General features: G+C 72.0%; 18 protein-coding genes and 2 pseudogenes. 11 read left to right on the top strand and 9 right to left on the bottom strand.

The window, feature by feature from the left end:
* Positions 1-31 precede the first annotated feature (31 nt).
* Positions 32-301: pseudogene (locus ACIRF9_RS24700) on the bottom strand (cellulose binding domain-containing protein); the annotation flags it as partial.
* Positions 302-1,055: 754 nt separating this feature from the next.
* Here ACIRF9_RS24700 and ACIRF9_RS24695 point away from each other — a divergent pair.
* Positions 1,056-1,850 carry a CAP domain-containing protein gene (locus tag ACIRF9_RS24695; RefSeq protein WP_403826089.1) on the top strand — a complete coding sequence of 265 codons (795 nt, stop codon included), beginning with the start codon at positions 1,056-1,058 and terminating at the stop codon, positions 1,848-1,850.
* Between the two features lie 193 nt (positions 1,851-2,043).
* Positions 2,044-4,206: a SpoIIE family protein phosphatase gene (locus ACIRF9_RS24690; RefSeq protein ID WP_403826086.1), complete on the top strand. Its 2,163-nt coding sequence runs from the start codon at positions 2,044-2,046 to the stop codon at positions 4,204-4,206.
* Positions 4,207-4,212: 6 nt separating this feature from the next.
* Here the strand turns inward: ACIRF9_RS24690 and ACIRF9_RS24685 are convergent, their stop codons facing one another.
* From ACIRF9_RS24685 to ACIRF9_RS24675, 3 genes are all read right to left on the bottom strand, one after another.
* Entirely contained in the window at positions 4,213-5,397 is a 1,185-nt protein-coding gene (locus ACIRF9_RS24685) for a type III polyketide synthase (RefSeq protein ID WP_403826083.1), read from the bottom strand.
* 335 nt (positions 5,398-5,732) lie between these two features.
* Entirely contained in the window at positions 5,733-6,398 is a 666-nt protein-coding gene (locus ACIRF9_RS24680; RefSeq protein WP_403826080.1) for a response regulator, read from the bottom strand.
* Complete coding sequence (locus ACIRF9_RS24675; protein WP_403826077.1) at positions 6,395-7,561, bottom strand: sensor histidine kinase; 1,167 nt, start codon at positions 7,559-7,561, stop codon at positions 6,395-6,397. The genes ACIRF9_RS24680 and ACIRF9_RS24675 overlap by 4 nt, the downstream gene beginning before the upstream one ends.
* Positions 7,562-7,847: 286 nt before the next feature.
* On the opposite strand from ACIRF9_RS24675, the gene ACIRF9_RS24670 reads away from it, so the two are divergent.
* Positions 7,848-8,450, top strand: a complete 603-nt coding sequence (locus ACIRF9_RS24670) for a hypothetical protein (protein WP_403826074.1) — start codon at positions 7,848-7,850, stop codon at positions 8,448-8,450.
* 10 nt (positions 8,451-8,460) lie between these two features.
* On the opposite strand, the gene ACIRF9_RS24665 is transcribed toward ACIRF9_RS24670, so the two are convergent.
* The gene (locus ACIRF9_RS24665) at positions 8,461-9,594 is read right to left on the bottom strand and encodes a hypothetical protein (RefSeq protein WP_403826071.1); all 1,134 of its coding nucleotides are present in this window, start codon (positions 9,592-9,594) and stop codon (positions 8,461-8,463) included.
* 254 nt (positions 9,595-9,848) lie between these two features.
* On the opposite strand from ACIRF9_RS24665, the pseudogene ACIRF9_RS24660 reads away from it, so the two are divergent.
* Positions 9,849-9,968 (top strand): annotated as a pseudogene (locus ACIRF9_RS24660) (VapC toxin family PIN domain ribonuclease); the annotation flags it as partial.
* Between the two features lie 187 nt (positions 9,969-10,155).
* Here ACIRF9_RS24660 and ACIRF9_RS24655 read toward each other — a convergent pair.
* Entirely contained in the window at positions 10,156-10,926 is a 771-nt protein-coding gene (locus tag ACIRF9_RS24655; RefSeq protein WP_403826068.1) for an IclR family transcriptional regulator, read from the bottom strand.
* A 205-nt stretch (positions 10,927-11,131) separates the two neighbouring features.
* Between ACIRF9_RS24655 and ACIRF9_RS24650 the strand changes: the two genes are divergently transcribed.
* The 4 genes from ACIRF9_RS24650 (at position 11,132) to ACIRF9_RS24635 (ending at position 15,217) form a co-directional block, all read left to right on the top strand.
* Positions 11,132-11,587: a hypothetical protein gene (locus ACIRF9_RS24650; protein ID WP_403826065.1), complete on the top strand. Its 456-nt coding sequence runs from the start codon at positions 11,132-11,134 to the stop codon at positions 11,585-11,587.
* A 190-nt stretch (positions 11,588-11,777) separates the two neighbouring features.
* Entirely contained in the window at positions 11,778-13,229 is a 1,452-nt protein-coding gene (locus ACIRF9_RS24645) for an amino acid permease (protein WP_403826062.1), read from the top strand.
* Complete coding sequence (locus ACIRF9_RS24640) at positions 13,226-14,680, top strand: cyclase family protein (protein WP_403826059.1); 1,455 nt, start codon at positions 13,226-13,228, stop codon at positions 14,678-14,680. The genes ACIRF9_RS24645 and ACIRF9_RS24640 overlap by 4 nt, the downstream gene beginning before the upstream one ends.
* A gap of 93 nt (positions 14,681-14,773) precedes the next feature.
* Positions 14,774-15,217, top strand: coding sequence for an Lrp/AsnC family transcriptional regulator (locus tag ACIRF9_RS24635; RefSeq protein ID WP_403826056.1), 444 nt, complete (start codon positions 14,774-14,776; stop codon positions 15,215-15,217).
* Between the two features lie 68 nt (positions 15,218-15,285).
* Here the strand turns inward: ACIRF9_RS24635 and ACIRF9_RS24630 are convergent, their stop codons facing one another.
* Together ACIRF9_RS24630 and ACIRF9_RS24625 are read right to left on the bottom strand one after the other, a co-directional pair.
* Positions 15,286-16,719, bottom strand: coding sequence for an aldehyde dehydrogenase family protein (locus ACIRF9_RS24630; protein ID WP_403826053.1), 1,434 nt, complete (start codon positions 16,717-16,719; stop codon positions 15,286-15,288).
* Entirely contained in the window at positions 16,712-17,794 is a 1,083-nt protein-coding gene (locus tag ACIRF9_RS24625; protein ID WP_403826050.1) for a homoserine dehydrogenase, read from the bottom strand. The genes ACIRF9_RS24630 and ACIRF9_RS24625 overlap by 8 nt, the downstream gene beginning before the upstream one ends.
* 186 nt (positions 17,795-17,980) lie before the next feature.
* Here ACIRF9_RS24625 and ACIRF9_RS24620 point away from each other — a divergent pair, with 186 nt between their 5' ends.
* Complete coding sequence (locus ACIRF9_RS24620) at positions 17,981-18,787, top strand: IclR family transcriptional regulator C-terminal domain-containing protein (protein WP_403826047.1); 807 nt, start codon at positions 17,981-17,983, stop codon at positions 18,785-18,787.
* A 180-nt stretch (positions 18,788-18,967) separates the two neighbouring features.
* Positions 18,968-19,420, top strand: a complete 453-nt coding sequence (locus ACIRF9_RS24615; protein WP_403826044.1) for a DUF5707 domain-containing protein — start codon at positions 18,968-18,970, stop codon at positions 19,418-19,420.
* A 40-nt stretch (positions 19,421-19,460) separates the two neighbouring features.
* Here ACIRF9_RS24615 and ACIRF9_RS24610 read toward each other — a convergent pair whose 3' ends face one another.
* Positions 19,461-20,627, bottom strand: coding sequence for a CdaR family transcriptional regulator (locus tag ACIRF9_RS24610; protein ID WP_403826041.1), 1,167 nt, complete (start codon positions 20,625-20,627; stop codon positions 19,461-19,463).
* 162 nt (positions 20,628-20,789) lie between these two features.
* Here ACIRF9_RS24610 and ACIRF9_RS24605 point away from each other — a divergent pair, with 162 nt between their 5' ends.
* Positions 20,790-21,722 (top strand): substrate-binding periplasmic protein, encoded by a 933-nt coding sequence (locus tag ACIRF9_RS24605; protein ID WP_403826038.1) that lies wholly within the window; start codon positions 20,790-20,792, stop codon positions 21,720-21,722.
* Positions 21,723-21,729 lie beyond the last annotated feature (7 nt).

Genomic DNA, 21,729 nt, shown 5'->3' with positions numbered 1-21,729 from the left:
TGGGCGCGGGGTTGCTCCCCGACCAGGAGGCCACGAAGCCGGTGCTGACCGAACCGCCCGACGCCAGCGTGCCGGCGGCGGCGGCGCTGTTGACGGTCACCTTCTTCCCGGACTGCTTCCACTCGCCGTTCCAGCCCCGCGAGACCTTCTGGCCCGCGGCGAAGGTGAACGTGAGCTTCCAACTGCTGAGCGGGGTGCTGCGCTTGTTGGTCACGGCGACGGTGCCCTGGAAGCCGTCGCCCCACTGCGAGGTCACCTTGTACGACACGCCGCACGCGGAGGACGCGCCGCTGGCCAGCATCGGCACCGCCGCCACACCCCCCGCGACCAGGACGCCGGCGACGGCGACGGGAACAGGTCTCAGGAAGCGGCTGCGCAGACGGTGGCTGCCGGGGGGACGCGAACTCATGGATGGCTCCTGGAAGGGGCTGTGCCGGAATGCCTCCTGGTCGCCGCCCACCGTCGGGAGGTTGCCGTCATGAGGAAGAAAAAATTCGGCGGTCGGCACTCACAGGAGGGGCACAACCTCCCCCACCTCGAATTGCAGTGATGTGCGTCACGCCGGAATTGTCCGCGATGGCGTCGATTGACTCATTACCGAAGGTAATAACTCTTCTCTTTTGAACCCCAATCGGGAGCTTGCCGTCACGGGCAGGAAATTCAAGCGATCTCTCGGGTCGGTGATCGGAGTCGCGAAAGAGCGTTCTCGGCCTGGTCACCGTCGCGTTTCGGGCGTCCAGAAACGGGTGAGGACGGCTGGATCCGCGGCCTCTCGGGCTCCGGCGGAACCCCGGGTCGAGCGTCCGGAGGCAGTACGCGCATTCGTTGCCTCGCGCGCTGAGCGGTCCCCATAATGACCGGGCTCGCCAGGGCCGACGGCCGGTCCGGTGCCATTTGTGCCGAAACATCGGGCGAATTCGGCGAGTGGCGAGTGGGTTTACGGAGCGCGGTGCGGCGGCTCGGGACCCGTGCAGTCGCTGTGTGCGCGCATCGGTTCTCACCAGGGAGTGGGACCGCTTTGCCGCCGATCAATGGACCACTGAATGAGGCCACGTATGACCAAGCATCGCCAGAAATCGAAGCGCCGGAAGATAGCCGGTGCCGCGGCCCTCGTGGTGGCTGTGGGCGCCGTGGGTGTTCCCTCGATCGCCCAGGCGAGCGGCAGCGGCTCAGGAGGCTGGAGCATCGTCTCGTTCTCCTGGTGGGGATGGGGCAAGTCGCGCCCGGAAACCGGCCCGACGCCGTCGCAGTCGGCCGTCGCCTCCGCGTCCGCCTCCGCCTCCGCTTCGGGCACTCCTGCCACTCCGTCCGGCACCCCGAGCGCCTCGAACCCCGGCGCCACCCCGAGCGCGTCCCCTTCGGTGTCCGGCAGCCCGACCGCCACGCCCACCGCCGACCCGGCCGACGACTCCACGTCCGCGCCTTCTCCGGATGCCCCGAAGGCCGACGGTACTCCCAGCGCCAGTGCGGATTCCGGTCCCACGGACCGTGTGCTCGTCCTCGTCAACGCCGAACGCGCGAAGGCCGGTTGCGCGCCGCTGACCGAGAACGCCAAGCTCACCAAGGCCGCTCAGGACCACAGCCAGGACATGGCCGATCACCAGAACATGTCCCACACCGGTTCCGACGGTTCGTCCATGAGTGACCGTCTCTCCCGTGTCGGGTACACGTTCAGGTCGGCGGGCGAGAACGTCGCCGCCGGGTACGACACCCCCGAGAGCGTCATGGACGGCTGGATGAACAGCGCCGGCCACAAGGCCAACATCCTCAACTGCGGCTTCAAGGAGATCGGTATCGGCCTGGCGCAGCCGGGCTACTACTGGACCCAGGACTTCGGGTCCAGCTCGTAGCCACGACCGGCCGTCACTGAACGTCGCCTTCCCTCGCCTTCCGTGATCGTCGAGGCGGTCCACTGGTGTAGGCGAAGCGGCCCCGGGTGTTATTGAATGAGGTGTGCGGTCAGGAATCTCGGGACCCTGTCGCCCGGGTTCTGGTACGGCCCCGGCGCTGTGCCGGGGTTGGCGAGCGAGCTGAGAGAGCCGCATGGACTCCACCCCCTCCCCCTCGTCTGCGTCGCCGTTCGACATGGTCAGCAGCGCTCTGGGGAAGTACATCCCACGCGGCGGAGCGGCAGCGGCCGCCGGTTCTGCCGACCCGCAGGGGGACAGCGCCGCCGACCGACGCGTACCCGCCGATCCGGCCCCCGGCCGTCAGGAGCAGATCCTCGGCGCGGTCAACCTGGACCGGGATCTGAGAATCACCCGGTCCAACCTCGACGCCCCCGTCTTCGCGGGGGTGGAGGCCGTGACCGGGAGCTCTTTCATCGGTCTTCTGCCGCACTGGGACGTACCGACGGTCACCCGTCGGTTGCGGCAGGTCCTCGAGACCGGTGAGCCGCACGTCGCCCGGGTCCAGCGCCTGCGGCGCAGCGACGGGTCGGAGCTGGTGGTCTCGATGAGCATCCTGGCCGCCGCGGCGCCCCAGGAGGGCCTGACCGTCACCCTGATCGCCATGGCCAGGAGGCTGCACCTGTACGCCGCCGAGACCGCGATCGGCACCTCGCTGGACATCGGCGAGACCGCGCAGTCGCTGGCGGAGTCCCTGCTGGCCTGGGGAGACGTGGCCGCCATCGACCTCGACTTCGCCGTGTGGTCGGGCGAGATGCTCACCGAGCAGCCGCAGGGGCGCATCCATCTGCGGCGGGCGGCCCTGGTGCCGGACCGGGCGTGGCCCGACGGCTATGTGACCCCGGGCGACGATCTTCCCGGCGACGCGAGTCGCCTGCTGTCGCAGGCGATACGGCGTGACGACGCCGCGCAGGCCATCGTCATACCCGACCGGCAGACGATCGAACGGGTACTGGGCAGTCCGCGGCTGGTGCATGCCCTGGTGCCCGGTGACATGGCGGCGGGGGTGGCGTGCATACCGCTGGTCCTGGACGGCGCGCCGCCCGTCGTCCTGGGCGTGGCGGAGGTCTGGCGGCGGGCGGACCGCCCCTTCGACGACGGCGAGCTGCTCGACCTGCAGGAGCTGGTGGCCAGGACCTCTCACCACGTCGACCTGGCCCGTCAGCACCAGCGCGAGCACACCCAGGTGCTGGCCCTGCAGCGCCGACTGCTGCCACGGTCCGCCGGCGACACCATCGAGACGGCCAGCGTCTACCAGCCCGCCACCCCCGACAGCGCGGGCGTCGGCGGTGACTGGGTGAACAGCTTTCCGCTGCCGGACGGCCGTACCGCCCTGGTGGTCGGTGACGTCGTCGGGCACGGCCTGGGAGCCGCGGCGACCATGGGACAACTGAGCATGGAGGCCCGCGCGCTGCTGTCCGCGGGGCTGGCGCCCGACGAGGTGCTGGAGCACCTGGACGAGACCGTGGCGCTGCTGGACGACACGGAGTCCGGGCTGGCGGCCGGTTACAGCGCCCTCGGGTCGACCTGCTGCATCGCCGTCTACGATCCGGTCAGCCACCGCGTGTCGCTGTCCAGCGCCGGCCACCTCCCCCCGGTCCTGGTGCCCCCGGACGGACCCGCCGGCCCGGTCGCCGTCCGCACACACCCCGGTCTCGGCGCCGAGTTCGCGCTGCGGGAGCCCTTCGACGTGCACGCGTTCTCCGCACCCCCGGGCTCGCTGCTCGCCCTCTACACCGACGGCCTGGTGGAGGATCCCGCCCTGTCGATCGACGAGGGCATCGACAGGCTGGCGGACGCCGTGTCCTCGGTGCACCCCTGGGACGCCCTGCCGCAGGCCGCACGGCGCGTGGTCTCCACGCTGGCGCCCGCGCACCGGCGCGACGACGTGACCCTGCTGCTCGCCCGCATGATCGGCTACCGCAAGGGGGACACCGCGACCTGGCGGCTGCCCGCCCGCGGCGACGCGGCCGCCCGGGCCCGCACGCTGGTTGCCGCGCTGCTGGCGCGATGGCACACCAGGGACGACACCCGGGACAGCGTGCTGCTGGTGGTCAGCGAACTGGTCGCCAACGCGGTCCGCTTCGCCGCAGGACCCATCACGGTACGGCTGATCAGGGCCGGTCACGGGCTGCTGTGCGAGGTGGGCGACACCGGCAACGGCAGACCGCGGCTGGGCGGCACCGGTCTCCTCGACGACGGTGGTCGAGGCTTGCAGGTCGTGCATGGACTCACCACCCGGTGGGGGGTGCGGTGGACGGACACCGGCAAGGTGGTCTGGGCGTCGTTCGCGAGGTGACGCCCCCTAGAGCCACTCGCCTTCCAGAGCGGTGGCCGTGAGGCCCGGGGCCGCCGCGTACAGGACGGCACGACTGCCCCGTTCCTGCCCGGCGTCGTGCGCCCTGCGCATGATGTCGAACACGGCTGCGCCTCCGCGGTTGCCGCTGGTGTAGCTGTCCCGGCTGTAGTCCAGCAGCCCCGACGGCCACCCGTCGGGCATCGTCTGCTCCATGTACTCCAGCACGCGCGTCCCGCCGGGGTGCGCGAGCAGAACGTCGGGATGCCAGGAGTCGGGGTCGTCCTGGTACCGGAGCCGCAGCCACTCCCACATCGCGGTGACCGTCTCCTGCACGGCGCGCGGCCCGCGCCGGTCCATCACGAAGTGGGTGCCGTCCTCCCGTGTCTCCAGGCGGTGCAGGTCCTGGGTGCCGGGCAGGGTGTGGTTCCAGGCGGCGTCCAGCCGCAGCACCGACTCGGGCCTCGGGCGGCCCGTGACCACCGCGGCGACCGCGGTGTCCGCGAACAGCAACCGGACGATCAAGGACTCCAGGGTGTCGTCCGCGGGCTGGTAGGTCGTGCTCAGTGCCTCCGCGATCACGACCAGGACCACCCGGTCGGGGTCCGCGGCCACGAGATCCGCCGCCAGCGCCAGGGAGCGGGTCCCGGCGATGCAGGCCCACTGGGTGGCCGGCAGCAGCAGTACGTCGCTCCGGAGCGGGAGCCTGTTGGCCAGGGCGACGTCCAGCCCCGGCAGCGCCGGGGTGGTGGAGTGACTGGTGATCAAGCAGTCGACGTCCGCGGCGTCGAGCCCGGCGATCTGCAGGGCCCCGCGCGCCGCCCGCTCCCCGCCGTCCTGCACGGCGGCCCACGCCGGGGCGGTGCGCTCCTGGACGGTCTGCGGCGCGGGTATCGCCTCGAGCGCGGCGATCACGCGATCCACGTCCTGCTCGCCGAACCCTTCGCCGGCCAACGCCCCTCGGGTCGCCCCGACACCGGCGGCCGGCAGACCGTTCCCGTCACCGGGGGCGACGGCGCTCTCCAGGGGCAGCATCCACCCACGGGTCTCGATGCCCGTACTGGCCGCGATGCCGTCGATCCGCGGCGCCCACGCCGCGTGCGGGTGCCGACCGCGCACCTCCGCCACGATCTCGCTGGTCTTCACGGTGTGCTCGCCGTGTATCACGGCGGGCGGGCACAGGTAAGCGGCCATGATGGGCACCTTTCTACGGGGGACGAGGCGGAACGTCACGAATGCTGTGTCCTGGGTCACTTAGGCACGACATGTTCAAGTCGACGCCAGTGCGCTCCACTTCGGGCTGCTGTGTCCGTTCGAGCATGGACGCCAAAGGGACATTTGCGCTGTGATCTGGGCAACTTGGACGGTATTTGGCATGCGTGACGCCGCGCACACTGCCGCGCAGGGGGACCGGAGCGGGCGCCGCGCCCGCCTGACATGCCGTCAGCGGGCGCGTTGATCCATCGGCGCTCGACGAAGAACGTCAGCAGGAGGCCGCTAGGAGCAGGCGCGAAGGCGACTGCGGAGGTTCACAGCAGGCCGAGGTCCCGGGCGCGGAGCGCTGCCTGGGTGCGGTCCCGCAGGGCGAGGCGCTTGAGGATGCGGGAGACGTGGTTCTTGACCGTGCCCTCGCTGAGGTACAGCCGTGCGGCGATCTCCCGGTTGGTGTGCCCGTGTGCCACGAGCCGCAGGATGTCCGTCTCGCGCGGGCTGAGGGAGACGGCGGGGGCCTCGGAGGCGGGGCCGGGATGCGGCAGGAGGGCGGTCAGACGGCGGGCGACGGACCAGTCGATCTGGGTGACGCCCGCGTGCGCCAGGCGGACCGCGTGGGCGAGTTCCTCGGCCGGCAGATCCTTGAGGAGATAGCCGTACGCGCCGGCCCGCAGTGCCTGCACGACGTACTCCTCGTCGTCGAACGTCGTCAGCATCACCACCCGGCACCCCGGCGCCCGGTCACGCAGGACGGCGACCGCCTCGACACCGTCCATCTCCGGCATCCGGACGTCCATGAGCACGACGTCCGGCCCCCTTTCCAGGGTCTTCGCCACGGCGTCCCGGCCGTCCACGGCGGTGCCGACGACCTCGATGCCCGACCGGATGGAAAGCAGGGAGGCGATGCCGTCCCGGATGAGCCGCTGGTCGTCCACTACCAGCACCCGCACGGACGGCGCCTGCTCCGGCTCCTCGTCGTTCATGTCGCTGCCTCCCCGTCCACCGAGGACTTCGCCGTCGTCCCGCGCGGGACGGTCACCGTCACCCGGGTGCCGGCGCCCGGCCTGCTGTCGACGTCGACGCTCCCCGCCACCAGTTGTACCCGCTCCCTCATGCCGAGCAGCCCGAACCCGGCGGCGGCCGCGTCCGGTGCGAAGCCGCGGCCGTCGTCCGTCACTTCCAGCCGCGCGGCGCCCCCGGCCAACCGGACCACGACGGTCACCCGTGAGGCCCGCGCATGGCGGCGCGCGTTGGTGAGAGCCTCCTGCGCGGCCCGGTACAGCGCGGTCAGCTCGACCGCGCCGTAGCCGTCCTCGTCGCCGGTCACCTCGACAGTGACCCGCGGTCGTGCCGCACCGTCCCCCGCCAGCGCGGCGAGCGCCGCCGCCAGCGTGGGCCGCGTCGTCTCGTCCCGCAGCGCGCGCACCGACTGCCGTACGTCGCCCAGCGCGAGCCGCACCGACCGCCGTGCCTCGTTCAGTGCCCGCCGGGCCGCGTCGGGGTCCAGGCTCTGGAAGTCCGAGGCCATCTCCAACTGCACGGACATCGCGGTGAGATGGTGACCGAGGCTGTCATGGATGTCCCGCGCCAGCCGGTTGCGCTCGGTGGCGGCGGACAGTTCGGCGACCCGCGCGGCATACGCCTCCAGTTCGAGCCGCGCGCGCTGTTCTCCGACGGCCACCGCCGCCGTCGAGATCGCCAGCACCAGTCCGACGCAGAGCATCAACAGGTCGGCCACGTGCTCCTGGTCGCGGTACCAGCCGGGCGCGGTCAGCAGGTACGTGGTGAGCAGCCCGGCCAGACACAGCGTGCCCAGCGCCAGCGCGGTGGTGCGGCCGAAGGCGAAGTAGGCGGTGAACGGCACCAGCACGAACAGCACTTGGGACAGTCCCGAGGCGTCCAGCAGCACCACCGCTGCGATCAGGGTGCAGCGGGCCAACAGCAGCGGCGTCCGGGCTGCGGGCCGACGCAGTCCCAGCGCCTCCAGCGCGAACAGCGCGCCGATCGCGGCGACGAAGCCGGCCGTCCGCCAGGCCGTCGGCCCGGGGGCGTCAGCCAGGCCGACCGCCACGGAGTACAGGCCACCCACCAGTACGACGCCGTACAGCAGTGGCGACACCCATCGCACGGGCACATACGCGGCCATGCGCACCCCCTCCACCCGTTGCCGCCAGGCTAGGGCCACCACAACCACCACGGGACACCGGCGAGCACATCATGGCCGGATCGGCCCCGACGGCATGTGCCGAACGGCTCTGCGCCGCCCCGAAGACGGTGACTTCCGGCCGCCGATGCCGACGTCCTTCACCTCCCGACGCCGGCCGGCCGCCTCCTACGGTTGCCACCCGGACCCGCAGTCCGAGCAGGTACTGGCCCGCCTGCGGCCAACCGTCCGGGCAACCATCCACCGTCCGAGCAACCGGAGCGGCCCCATGCCCTCATCCGTCACCTCATCGACCTTTCGCACCGGCGCCCTGTGCGGGGTGCTGTCCGGCCTGCTGATCGCCCTGCCCGGCCTGGTCGAGGCGTTCACCGGAGAGACCTCGGCGACCAGCGTCCCGCTCGCCCTCGCCCCCGCGTTCGCCCTGCCGCTGCTCACCGCACTGCACCAGCGCCAGGGCCCGGCCGCCGGGAGCCTCGGAAGGATCGCCGCCCCCCTGAACCTCATCGGCCTCGGCCTGTTCGGCGGCGCCGCGTTCGCGTCGAACCTGGTGCTCTTCTACGTGGACGAGGACGTCGTCGACGAGGTCCTGACCGGCCCCACCGCCCCCGCGCTCATCGGTTCCGCGGCCGTCTTCGCCGCGGGCTGCGCGCTGTTCGGGGCGGCCATGATCCGCGCCCGGCTCTTCCCGCGAATCCCGTCGTGGGGGTACGCCGTGGTGCTGCCGCTCTTCGCGTTCCTGACCGCGCTGCCCGACTCCCCGCTCACCAGCGCGCTGCACGTCCTGGTCGGCGTCATCCTGACATGGCTCTCATCCGCACTGTGGCGCACGGCCCCAGGCGCCGAGCACACCACGAACCGGGTACTGGTCTGAGACGACGGCCCTAGCCGGTGCAGCCGGGGACGGCGCGTGGGGGTCGGCAGTTGTCGGGTGTGTTCGCGAAGACGAAGCTGTTGACCAGGTCGACGGTGCTGCCGGGGGTCTCGAAGATGCCGCCGCCCTCGAGCACCGCCCTGTTGCCCACCACGAAGCTACGGGTGAGGGTGGCCGTGCCCGTCCCGTTGTAGAGCCCTCCACCCCGTGAGTCGGTAGCGGTGACCTTGTTCGCCCAGAGGATGGAGGAGTCGACGTCGAGGGTGCCGTCGTAGTTGTGCAGCCCACCGCCCTCGACGGTCGCGGTGTTCCCGTGGATGGTGCTGTGGTCGACGGTCAGGGAGCCGGTGAGGTTGAAGACCCCGCCGGCAGTACCGGCGGTGTTGTCCTGCACTCCGCTGCCGGTGATCGTCCCGGTACCGGCGTTGTAGACGCCACCCGCCACCTCGGCGGAGTTGTTCCGCACCGTGCTGGACTGCATGAGGAGGGTGCCGAGACTGTGGACGCCGCCGGCGTGGTGGGCCTTGTTGCCCGACACGGTGGTGGAGCGGATCGTGAGGCCGCCGCCGTAGACGCCGCCGCCACCCCAGTCGACGGTGTTGTCGCTGACGGTGCTGCCGGAGATCGTGGCGTGGCCGACGCCGACGGCCGCGATGGCGCCGCCCTCGTGCGCGTGATTGCCGGTCAGGGTGCTGTCGTCGACGAACAGGCCGCGGTCGTTGTTGACGAGGACGGCGCCTCCGAGTTCGTCACCGAGATGTCCATTGCGCAAGGTGATCCTGTCGAGGGTGAGTCTGCCGTCCGCTCCGCCGACCTCGAAGAGGCGGAAATTCGGGGTGGTGGGGTCGGCGGCGCGTTCGATGACGGCGTTGGAACCGTTGATGGTGACACGCTCGGTGATCACCGGCAGCCCGTTCGGTCCGTTGCCGCCGACGGCAGGGGCGACCGTGTCCAGGGTGTACACGCAGTTCGGGGCCAGGTCGATGACACCGCCGCCCGCCTGATTGGCGGCGTTGACGGCGGCCACGAGGGCCACTTCGTCGCATGCGATCGGCGCGGCGTGGGCCGGGGTGGGAAGGGTGGCCAGCCCGAGGGCCAGTGTGATCGCGGAGAGTGCGCCACCCGCTCTGGGTGCGAAAGGCAAGGAAGACTCCTTAGGGCGGTGGGAGTGCCCGGCGAGACACCCGGACGAACCGGGCGAATCACCCCGGCTCCTGAACGCTATGGGAGCCCTCCGCCAGGAGCCCGTCGCACTGGTCCGAACGGTGAAAGCGGCGCAACACCGTCGATCGGGCCGTCGGCCGTGCCGAGCGGGGCGGAGGCCTGAGCGCGTTCGGTGGCGGAACGCGCGCCGGAGGCCGAGGTCGAAGGCGCCCTGGAGGATCTGACGGGCATCGGGTCATCGCCGCTACAGCGGCTCACCACGGTCTGGCCGTCCTCCACGACGATGCCGACTACCGCGCTGTCGCCCGGCACGCATCCGACCTGACCGAGCACAACGTCCACGACATCGCTTGAGGCGCTTTGCCGCCGGGGAAAGTCCCCGGTCGATGTGCCGTTGCAGGCGTGGCGTACCAGGGCGGCGGTCGGTTCGCGCGGCTCGCCCCCGGAGGTGGCCCTCAGGGCTTCGCCGTGGAACGCCCGGACTTCTCCTGGCCGGTCACTCGGGGCGAGGCCATACGGACTCCCTGCCGTGAGGCCGGTGTCACCTCCCGCCTCCGCGCAGGGCCGTCTCCAAGTGGCGGCCCCAGCGCAGGGCGGCCTCCGCGCAGTCCCGCGTCCTGGGTTCCAGGCGCCGTCGCGGTCCGACGACCTGTACGGCGGCGACGACCTCGCCGGTGAAGTCGCGGACCGGCACGGCGACCGAGTACAGGCCGGGCTCGGCCTCTTCGTCGACGACGGAGTATCCGCGCCGCCGGGTCAGTTCCAGCCGGCGCAGGAAGTCGTCCAGGCCGGTGGGGGTATTGGGGCCGTGGCGGACGAACTCGGTTCGAGCGAACACCGCGCTCACCTCGTCGTCGTCGGCGTCGCTCAGCAGCGCCTGGCCGCAGTCGCTGCAGTAGGCCGGGAAGGGGCGGCCGATCCAGGAGCCGAGCTGGCGGCTGCCCGGCGGCACCCGTTCGGCGATGGTCACGGTGGTGTCGCCGTGCAGGACGCCGAGGTAACAGCTTTCGCCGGTCTCGGCGGCCATGCCCTCCAGGGCGGTGAGCCCGTCGGTACGCAGCCGGTGCGCGGTGAGGTCGCGAGCCGCGGCGTAGAGCCGCCAGTGCGGGGTGACACCGCTCGAGGCGTCGTCCCGGGCGACGAACTCCTCCGCGGTCATGGCGGTGAGCGTGCGGGACAGCTGGCTGCGGTCGCGGCCCATCTGCCGGGCCAGCTCCGAAACGGAGACGGCGGAGCCGTGCCGCCGGCCGCCGGCCGTGACGCGGGCGAGCGCCGACAGGGCGTCCAGGCCCTTCGTCACGCTTGAGTTCACGCTCGGGTCCACGCGCTCCTCCGCCGTGCCGACACCTGCGTCCGCCGGGGCGTCGTCCCCGTGACCTGCCGGTGTGCACTCTAACGCCACCTCTCAAGAGATCATGGGATGTGCAACATCTGCATCTTGCCGTGTATTTAATGCACGCCTACCATCCTCGTATCAGCCACCGCCGAACGCCGAGGGATGAGGAAGACGCATGGCCATGACGACGATCACGCCGGACGCCACCGCACGGGACCGCAAGCCCCTACGGCGCCGCACGGTCCGCGCGATCAAGGTGCACTGGCCGGTCCCGGCACAGACCCTGGCCGCATGCGCGGCGGGCGACCTGGACGTCCTGCGCGCCGACGAGTCCTTCGCCCCGCTGCTGCGGGTCCTGGAGACCTCGCCCGAACTCGGCGACTTCGGCGTCTACGGCGATGTCTTCGAGGTGGCCCTAGGCGTGGAGAGCTTCACCGTGCGTACCGGCGCCCGGCCCACCCTCGGCTCGGTCGGCGGACGCTTCCTCTCCTCGACGCTCGCGGTGACCACCTACATCGACGCCACGGCCGGCGACGACGAACTGGGCCTGCTGCTCGCCCGCCTTGTCGACGTCCACCCCTGGGAGGTCCCGGTGATCGAACTCTCCGCCCCCATGGACCTCGTCACCCGGGCCTGACCCCCGCCCCCGCCGGCCGTCTCCCCTCGCTTCCCCGAGCCCGTCGCCCGCACCGGGCGCCCGCTCCTCCCGCGCGCGACCACCCCCCGCGCACCCCTCACCCGCCGAAAGTGGCCCACCCCGCAGCCATGCCCTGCCGATCACCCCCCGCGCCCGTCCCTCCCCGCCCCGCTCCGCAGAGGAGACCGCCATGTCCGTCTCAGCCATCCCGGAGAACCCTCCGGCCGCCACCGGGGACGGCGCTTCACCGCCGCCCGGCGACGGCCTGCGCCGCACCATGCACTCCCGCCATCTCGTCATGATCGCGATGGGTGGTGTCATCGGCTCCGGGCTCTTCCTCAGCTCCGGGTTCACCGTCTCCCAGGCCGGTCCCCTCGGCGCCGTCCTCGCGTACCTGGTCGGCGCGTTCGTCGTCTGGCTGGTGATGGCCTGCCTCGGTGAACTCGCCGTCACCTACCCCGTCTCGGGCGCCTTCCACGTCTACGCCTCCCGCGCGATCGGCCCCGCCACCGGCTTCGCCACCGCGTGGCTGTACTGGCTGACCTGGGCCGTCGCCCTCGGCTCGGAGTTCACCGCGTGCGGGCTGCTGATGCAGCGCTGGTTCCCCGGGGTGAGCGTCTGGGTCTGGTGCGTGGTCTTCGCCGCCGTCGTCTTCGGCGCGAACGCCTTCTCGGCCCGCGTCTTCGGCGAGACCGAGTACTGGTTCTCGCTGGTCAAGGTGATCGCCGTGGTCACCCTCATCGTCCTCGGCGGCGCCGCCCTGCTCGGCTTCCACCCCCTGGCCTCCGGCGGCTCGCACCCCTTCCTCCTGCAGAACTTCGACACCCCCGACGGCCTCTTCCCGAACGGCTTCTCCGGCGTCCTGGTCACCGTGCTCGCCGCGTTCTACGCCTTCTCCGGTTCCGAGCTGATCGGTGTCGCCGCCGGCGAGACCGAGAACCCGGCCGAGGCCGTGCCCAAGGCGCTGCGCGTCACCGTCGTACGCCTGCTGGTCTTCTTCGTCGGCGCCATCACGGTGATCGCCGCGACCATCCCGTACGACGAGGTCGGCCTGGACGAGAGCCCGTTCGTCACCGTCTTCTCCTCCCTCGGTGTCCCCTACGCCGCCGACGCCATGAACTTCGTGATCATCACGGCGCTGCTGTCGGCCGGCAACAGCGGCCTGTACTCCTGCGCCCGGATGCTGTTCTCGCTCGCGGAGGAGAAGCAGGCCCCGCAGGCACTGCGCCGGCTCAGCCGCCGCGGCATCCCGCTGACCGCGCTCGCGCTCAGCATGCTCGGCGGCCTCGCCTCCCTGCTGAGCAGCGTCGCGGCGCCCGAGACGGTCTACCTGGTGCTGGTGTCGATCGCGGGATTCGCCGCCGTCGGTGTCTGGATGTCCATCGTCGCCGCACAGTTCTTCCACCGCCGGGCCTTCGTCCGCGCGGGCGGCGACCCGGGCACCCTGCCCTACCGCACGCCCTTCTACCCGGTCGTCCCCGTCCTCGCCTTCGCCCTGTGCCTCGCCTCGCTGGTCGGCATCGCCCTGGACCCGGCACAGGCGACGGCTCTGTACTTCGGCGTCCCGTTCGTGGCGGGCTGCTACCTGTACCACTGGCTGCGGCACGGCCGCCGCCGTACTGCCGCCGGGGCGGTCGCGTGAAGCCGCCCACCTGCGTCCTGCTCGATCTCGACGGCACCCTGGTGGACTCCGCCCCCGGCGTGACCGCCAGCGCCGCCGAGGCCCTGCGGGCGGTCGGGGCCCCGGTCCCCGACGCGCCCACCCTGCGCGGCTTCGTCGGCCCGCCGATGTACGACACCTTCCGCGAGGTCGTCGGCCTCCCCGAGCCGGCCGCGCGGGCCGCCCTCGCCGCCTACCGCGCCGAGTACGCCCGTAGCGGCGCCCTGGCCGCGGCCCTGTACGACGGGATACCCGAACTGCTCGACACCCTGGCCGCGCGCGGGCTGCCGCTGGGCATCGCCACCTCCAAGGTGCAGGACCAGGCCGAGCTGATGGCCCGCCGCTTCGGCCTCGACTCCCGCCTGAGCGCCGTCTGCGGGGTGTCCGACGAGGCCGGCCGTACGACGAAGCGGCTGGTGATCCGGGAGTGCGTCGCCCGGCTGCGGGCCGCCGGCGCCGACGTCAGCCGCCCGCTGATGGTCGGCGACCGCGCCTACGACATCGAGAGCGCCGCCGCCGAAGGGATCCCCGCCGTCCATGTGCGGTGGGGCTACGGCGGCCCCGAGGAGTCGGCGGGCGCCCGCCGACCTGATCGCTCCGTCGAACACCGCAGAGAAAGAGGACGAGCACGCATGACACCGCACCCGGCCGCCACCCCGTCCACCGCCACCCCGTCGACCGCCACCGAACCGCCCCTGTGGGCCCTGCACCGGGAACTGGTCGGCAAGACGGTCCGCACCGACCTCACACACGCCTTCCACCCCGGCCAGCCGCACTTCCCGGCCTTCCCGGACGAGAAGCGCGAGATGCCCTTCGACATGTCCCGCGGCGACGGCTTCAACGTCCACCTGTACACGATCGTCGGACAGTGGGGCACCCACGTGGATCCGCCCGTGCACTTCGTCGACGGCGCCCGGCCCCTGGACGAGATACCCGTCGACGAGATGATCCTGCCGCTCGTCGTCCTCGACATCACCGAGCGCGTCGACGCCGACCCGGACGCCGTACCGACGATGGCCGACGTCGCGGCCTGGGAGGCGCGCCACGGCCGTGTCCCGGAAGGGGCGTTCGTCGCGCTGCGCACCGGCTGGGGCCGCCGCTGGCCCGACCCGGCCGCCATGGCCAACAAGGACGCGGGGGGAGTCAGCCACTACCCGGGCTGGTCCGCCGAGGTCCTGACGTACCTCTTCGAGGAGGCCGGCGTCACCGCGATCGGGCACGAGCAGACCGACACCGACCCCGGACTGGCCACCTCGGCGGGCGACTTCAGCCTGGAGAGCTATGTCCTGGAACGGGACCGCTGGCAGATCGAGCTGATGGCCGACCTCGACCGGGTACCGGAAGCGGGCGCACTGATCGTCGCCACCTGGCCCAAGCCGCAGGGCGGTTCGGGCTTCCCGGCCCGTGTCTTCGCCCTGCACCACGCCGACTGAACCTCCGCCGCACCACCAGCTCCGGCGGCCGTCCGACCCGGCCGCCGGAGCTTTCGCCCGTCCGGAGACCCGTGAGGAGACAGGCACAGCGCCATGGACGCCATCGACGAGCAGATCATCACCGAACTCACCCGCAACGCCCGGATCTCGCACGCCGAACTGGGCCAGCGGGTACGGCTGTCCCGCAACGCCGTGCGCCAGCGTGTGGAACGCCTGGAGCGGCAGGGGCACATCGGCGGCTACACGATCGTCCGCCCGTCCCACGGGCCGGACCACGCCGTGGTGGCCGCGCACGTCCTGGTCTACCGCGAGGACCGGATGCGCGGCGGAGACGTCCTCGCCGCCCTCAAACGCATCCCCGAGGTGGTCTCCTGCGATGTCCTCAGCGGCCAGTTCGACCTGCTGGTCAGCGTGGAGGCGGCCACCCTGGAACGCGTACAGGGCATCTGGGAGCAGATCGCCCAGATGCCCGGTGTACGGGACACGGTGACGGCGCTGGCACTGTCCCGGGTCGTCAGCCGGCCACGGCAGCCATGAGGCGCGGCGCGGTTTCGCGGTCCAGCAGTCCGTGACGGCGAGCGTCACGCCGACGACGGCGAACTCGCTTACGCCGACTCCCTGTTGAGGCAGACCACCTTCGGCTGGGTCATCTCCTCGTAGGCGAAGCGAACGCCCTCGCGGCCCATGCTGCCGTACTTGAAGCCGCCGAACGGCATCGCGTCGAAGCGGTAGTCGGAGGAGTCGTTGACCATCACGCCACCGGCCTCCAGCAGCCGTGCGGCGGCCATCGCCCGGTCCAGCGAGCCCGTGAAGACACCCGCGTGCAGGCTGAAGTCGATCTCGTTGGCCCGCTCGACGGCCTCCTCGAAGGAGTCGACGGGCTGGAGCACGACGACCGGCGCGAACGCCTCCTGACGCCAGACGGCCGACGTGCCCGGCACGTCCTCCAGCACGGTCGGCGCGTACAGACCGCCGTCCCGCTCGTGCCCGCACAGCAGCCGGGCGCCCTCGGCGAGCGCGGCCGCGACCGTGGCCTCGGCGGCGGCGGCCGCCTCCTCGCTGATCATCGGGCCGACGTCGGTGCGCACGTCCGCCGGGTCCCCGGCCCGCAACTGCCGCGTCCGCTCGACGAAGGCGTCCCGGAACGCGCCGTACACCTCGCGCTCGACCAGGATCCGCTGGGTGCCGATGCAGTTCTGCCCGGCCGCCCAGAAGGCCCCGGAGACGCACGCCTGAACGGCCGAGTCGAGGTCGGCGTCCGCGAGCACCAGGACGGGGGCGTTGCCGCCCAGATCCATCGCGAGTTTCTTCAGGCCCGCCGTACGGGCGATGGCCTCACCGGTGCGGAACCCGCCGGTGAAGGACACCATCCGCACGTCCGGCGCCACCACCACGGCCGCGCCCAGCTCGGCGCCGCCGTTGACCACGGTCACCACCTCCTCCGGCAGCCCGGCCTCCACCAGGGTGTCGACCAGCCGCAACGCGGACAGGGGGGTGAGCAGGGACGGTTTGAGGACGACCGCGTTCCCGCCCGCGATCGCCGGGCCGAGCTTGTGCGCGACCAGGTTGAGCGGGTCGTTGTACGGCGTGACGGCCGCGATGACGCCCAGCGGCTCGCGGGTGAACCAGCCCGTCCGGCCCTCCGATCCCGCGTACGCGTCGAACGGCACCACCTCGCCCGCGTTGCGGCGGGCCTCGGCGGCCGACAGCCGCAGGGTGTTGACCGCGCGGCCGGTCTCCTTGCGGGCCTGGACCAGCGTCTTGCCCGCCTCGGCGACGATCAGCCGGGCGAACGACTCGGCACGCTCCTCGATCAGCCGGGCCGCGCCGTCCAGCACGGCCGCACGGGCGGCGCGGGAGAGCAGACGGGCCGTCTCCCTCCCGGCACGGGCCCGCCGCAGCACGTCGTCCACGGCCGTGGCCGGGGTGAGGCAGACGGAGCCGATGGTCTCGCCGGTATAGGGGTTGCGCACGGGCGCCATGCCGTCGCCGACCTGTGCGGGCGAGGGCAGGCCGGTGCTCAGGACGGTGTCAGCCACGGTGGGCCTCCTGAAGAATCTTGGCGTTGACGACCGCGCTCTGTTCGTGGATGCCGAGGACATCCGACAGCAGGGCGTACGCCGTCTCCGTGCGCCCGGCGCCGGGGCCGCCGACCGTGACGGTGCCCAGCAGGTCGGTGTGGAAGGCGACGGCGTTGACGGGTCCGGTGACCCCGGCAAGGGGGTGCTCGGCGGGCAGCGCGACCGGCGCGACCCGGGCCTCGACGGTGCCGCCCGGACGCCGGACCGCGGAGCCGACCAGCTTCCAGCGCAGCCCCTCGGCCGCGGCCCGCCGGACGTCCTCGGCGGTGAGCGCGGAGATGCCGGTGCAGGGCACATCCGCGCGGGTCAGGCTCGCCCCCAGCACCTCGTTCGCGAGGATCATGACCTTGAGCTGGACGTCGTAGCCCTCGATGTCGGCGGTCGGATCTGCCTCCGCGTACCCCAGGGACTGGGCCTCGGCGACGGCGTCCTCGAAGGACAGGCCCGACTCCAGGCGGCCGAGGACATAGTTGGAGGTGCCGTTCAGGACGCCCTCGAAGCCGGTCACGGCCAGTCCGCCGAACATCCGGCGGGCGGTGCGCAGCACCGGCGTGCCCGACATCACCGTGCCCTCGAACTCGAAGCACACACCGTGCTGCCGCGCCAGCTCCCGCAGGGTACGGCCGTGCAGGGCGACCGGCCCCTTGTTGGTGGTGCACACGTGCTTGCCGGCCTCGATCGCCCACCGCACGTGCGACAGGGCGGGCTCGCCGTCGGTGGGGTTGGTGAAGGTCGCCTCGGCCACCATGTCGGCGGGGACCTCACGGATCACCCACTCGTTACGGGGGTCCGCGTCACCGCCGTCCATCGCGGAGAAGTCCAGTTCCCCCGGGGCGACGGCGAGCAGCGGCACCAGGTCGATGCCGTCCCCCTCCGTGCGGACCAGCGATCCCGCCCGCAGGTCGGTGATGGCCACCACCCGCAGCGCGAAGCCGAGTTCGGCCTCCAGCGTGTCCTTTCGGTCGGCGATCAGCTCGGCGAGCGCACGGTTCACGCCGCCGAATCCGATGAGCGCGAGATCGTATCGGGTCATCCGGTCCTCCTTCTCCGGCGGCGCCGCCCACCTGGCGGCCCGGCCACCCCCAGCGTCGGGCGCGGGCAGGGCAGTGCGGCCATGCCGAAACGGCCGTGGGGGCTGCCGATCCGCACTGTCCGCCTGCCGCCCGTCCTGCCTTCGCCGCCTCGGCCCCCTGATCAGCGGCTCGCCTATAGTGAGGAGGTGACGACGAACGGCCCCGCACCCCGTCGGCCGGACCTGGGAACCGCGGCCTCACTGCGCACGGCCCTGCGGATGGTCAACACGGTCCTGGACCGTGAAGCCTCCGGCCGGAGCGGCTTCAACGTCAGCCGGCTCGCGGACGAGATCGGCGTCGAGCGCAGCAAAGCGTCACGCACCACCCAGGACCTGTGCGACAAGGGCTTCCTGGAACGCCGCGACGACTCGACGCTCCGGGCCGGCCACGCCTTCTTCGCCACGGCAGCGTCCCTGCACCCCGGTCTGCTGAGCCGCAGCCGTCCGCTCCTGCGCCGTCTGGCCGTCGAGCACGGTGCCGGCGCCCGGCTCTCCGTCCGCGACGGCGTCCAGGTCCGGCTGCTGCGCGCCGAGTCCGCCGCGGGCTTCGCCCAGTGGCAGGGGGGAGCGAGTCTCGTCACCCCGTGCTGGTGCACCGGCGCCGGCCGCGCGCTCCTCCTCGACCACACCGCAGAGGACATCACCGCCCTGCTCGACGACTACGAGCTGATCGGCGTCGGAGGCCCCAACGCGGCCCACTCCGCAGGGGAGGTCGCCGCCGCCAACGATCGCGACCGGCTGCGGGGTGTCGTCGCGGCACACGGTGAGTTCGAACACGGCGTCACCGAGTACGCCATACCCGTGCGTGACACCGCCGGACGCATCAGAGCCGCGGTGTCGGTCGTCGGCAGGCAACAGGACCTGACGGTCCACGAGCGGACCATCCACACGGACCTCACGGCCGCCGCGGCGGCACTGGCGGAATACCTCGACGGCGACGACACACCGCAGTAGCCCCGACAGGGTCGCGGGTGCACATCCGCCGGGTGTCCCGGCCCGATCACCCAGGCCGAGTTGAGTGTCCGTACTCAGGTCCGGGATGCCCGCGTGTTGCGAGCATCGGTGCAACGGCGCGAACGAGAGCGCCGGGTGTCGTCAGCCGAGATCGTTCGAGCCAGTTACGGAGAACTCGCCATGTCCCGTCGTATCGTCCTGTCCGCCGCCGCCGGTGCCGTCGTCCTCGCGGGCGCCGGAGCCTTCGCGCTCGCCCATGCCGGGGACCAGGCTCCCGCGCTGGCGGACAGCACCGCGCGCTACACCGCCCCGGAGGGCGCCCGGGACGGCTCGTTCGGTTTCTCCACCGAGGTCACGGCGTCGTCCGGCGTCAAGAGCGTCAAGGTGCTGGCCTGGCCGGAGAAGTCCGGGCTCGCCACGAAGCAGCCGACCGCCGAGGAGATGACCGCGGCGGAGTCGGCCCGCTGCAAGCCTGCCGGTGCGGACGCCGCGCGGTGCGTGTACACGGTGGCGGTGACCTCCGCCGACGCCGCTTCGTCCCCGCGCGGTTCCTGGCATGTCGCGGTGCTCGCCACCGCCGAGGACGGCACCACCACCCTGAACACCAAGGCGGTGGACTTCACCGTCGGCTGACCGGACCGCGGGAAGAGGGGGGAGGCGAGCGGGGCGTTCGTCAGTCCGCCGGGGCTGTCAGGTGGTCGGTGAGGCAGGCGAGGTAGAGGGCGATCGTGGTGTGGTGGTCGCGCAGGGGGCGGCCGGTGAGCTGCTCGATCTTGTGCATGCGGTAGACGACCGTGTTGCGGTGGATGTGCAGGGCGGCCGCGGTGCCGACCAGGTTGTAGCCGCTCTCGCACCACGCGGTGATCGTGTCGCGCAGGGTGGGCCAGTCCGGCTGGGCACGCAGTCGGGCGGTGGTGGAGTCGAGGAGCCGGGTGCGGGCGGGCTGGCCGAGCGCGGTGAGGAGTTGATGGACCCGCAGGTCGCCGATGGGGTGGACGAGTGCGCCGCCGGGGCGGCGCGCTCCGAGGCGGAGTGCCTCGCCGGCGTCCCGGTAGGAGTGGTGCAGGGCGTCGACGGTGGAGGCGGGCTCACCGATGCCCGCGCGGGCGGCGAGACCGTCCTGGGCGGCGATGGCGTCGACGACCCGGCGGCAGTCGTGGGAGACGGAGTCCACCGGCCGACGGGCGGTGAGCCGGTGCAGGACGCCGACCCGGCCGGGGGCGGTGGCGGCGACGATGTCCTGCGGGTCGGCGAAGACCTCGCGGACCGTGCGCAGGATCTCGGAGCGGACCAGACCGACGTCCCGGTGCGGGGCGCGGGGCGGCGCGGTCACCTCGAAGGCCACCGCGATCCGGCGCAGGCGCAGGTCGAAGCCGAGATCGGCGGCCCGGAAGACGAGACTGTCGGCCTCGATGACCTGGGGATCGTAGGAGGCGAGGTCGGCCAGGAGCTTCTCGGCGGCGCGCTCGGCGAGCAGCCGGGAGCGGAGCATGACCGATTCCCTCAGGAGGATCTCGGTCTGGCGTCTGACGAGCAGTCCGAAGCGTCGCACCTGGGCGGGGGTGCCGGTGATGCCCACGGTCCCGACCGCCTGTCCGCCCGCGACCAGCGGCAGGGTGACGCCGGGCCGCACCCCGCGCAGCGCCTGGGCCTGCGAGGCGTTGTGCGTGGCGGCTTCCTTGGTGCGCATGACCTCGACGGACGCCTCGTGGAAGGTGCCGACGCGGCTGCGGTCGCCACTGCCGATGACCATGGCCTCGGCGTCGGTGATGAGCACGTTGTAGCCGATGACGGCGGAGGTGTCCCCGGCGATCTCCTGGGCGAGCGAGGGGCTCAGCACGGTCGGTCCTCCCGTCAGGGGCGTGACTGGGATGGACGGACCGTACAGGGCAGCGCACCATTTCGGCCAGACATTCGTACGGAGTGAACAGTGACGCGGCGCGGGGTGATCCCTAGCGTATGGGCCCAATCCACCCCGCCCCGCGACGGAAGGGCTCAGCCCATGTTCCGTGTCCGCCCCCTCGCCGTCGCCCTGGCGGCGACAGTCCTGATGTCACTGACGGCCGCCTGTGGTTCCGGCGGTGACGACGCCCCCACGAAGGTGTCGGCGAAGACCGCCGCGCTGGGCACGCTCACACCAGGTGTCCTCAAGGTGGCCATCCAGCCGTACGCGCCCTACACCTCGGTCCAGGACGGCAGGATCGTCGGCCTGGACGGCGACATCCTCACGTATGTCGCCAAGAAGCTGGGCCTGGAGATACGGCCGCAGGTCACCGACTTCGCCGGCATGCTCGCCGGCGTGCAGTCGCACCGCGTCGACATCACCGTCGGCGGTGTCGCCTGGTCCGCCGACCGGCAGAAGCAGGGACTGTTCACCGACCCGCCGTACTACTCGCCGCCCGCGATGGCCGTCCGCGACGGCAGGACGTACCAGACGGTCGCCGACCTCAGCGGCCTGGACCTGGGCACGGTCGAGGGCTATGTGTGGGTCAAGTCGATCCAGGCGGTGCCGAAGGCGAAGCTGCACGCCTACCCCGACGCCAACGGGGTCTTCGACGACCTCGGCGCGGGCCGTGTCGACGTCGGCTTCCTCGACCCGCTGCTCATCATCGCGGCACAGAAGCAGCGCCCCGACCTGAAGATCACCACCGAGTACCTGACCCCGCCGACCGCCGCCGAGGTCGAGCGGCAGCCCGCCTACGCGTACTTCCAGCCCTACCAGACCGGCTTCTACCTGCCCAGGAAGGCCACCAAGCTGGAGCAGGCGATCTCCCGGGAGATCGACGCCATGTACACCAACGGCGAGATGACCAAGCTCGTGAAGAAGTACGGCGGCGACCCCGAGCAGTTCCTGAAGCCGGCCGCGGACGTCGCCACCGCACGACGCGGAGTGGACCGGCCGGCCGGCTGGAACCCGCCGTCCATCGGACAGTGAGGGGCTG

This window comes from Streptomyces sp. NPDC096132, assembly GCF_044763345.1.
Classification (GTDB): Bacteria; Actinomycetota; Actinomycetes; order Streptomycetales; family Streptomycetaceae; genus Streptomyces.
The sequence above is the reverse complement of the archived record's forward strand: the minus strand, read 5'-3'. Positions and strand labels throughout refer to the sequence as shown.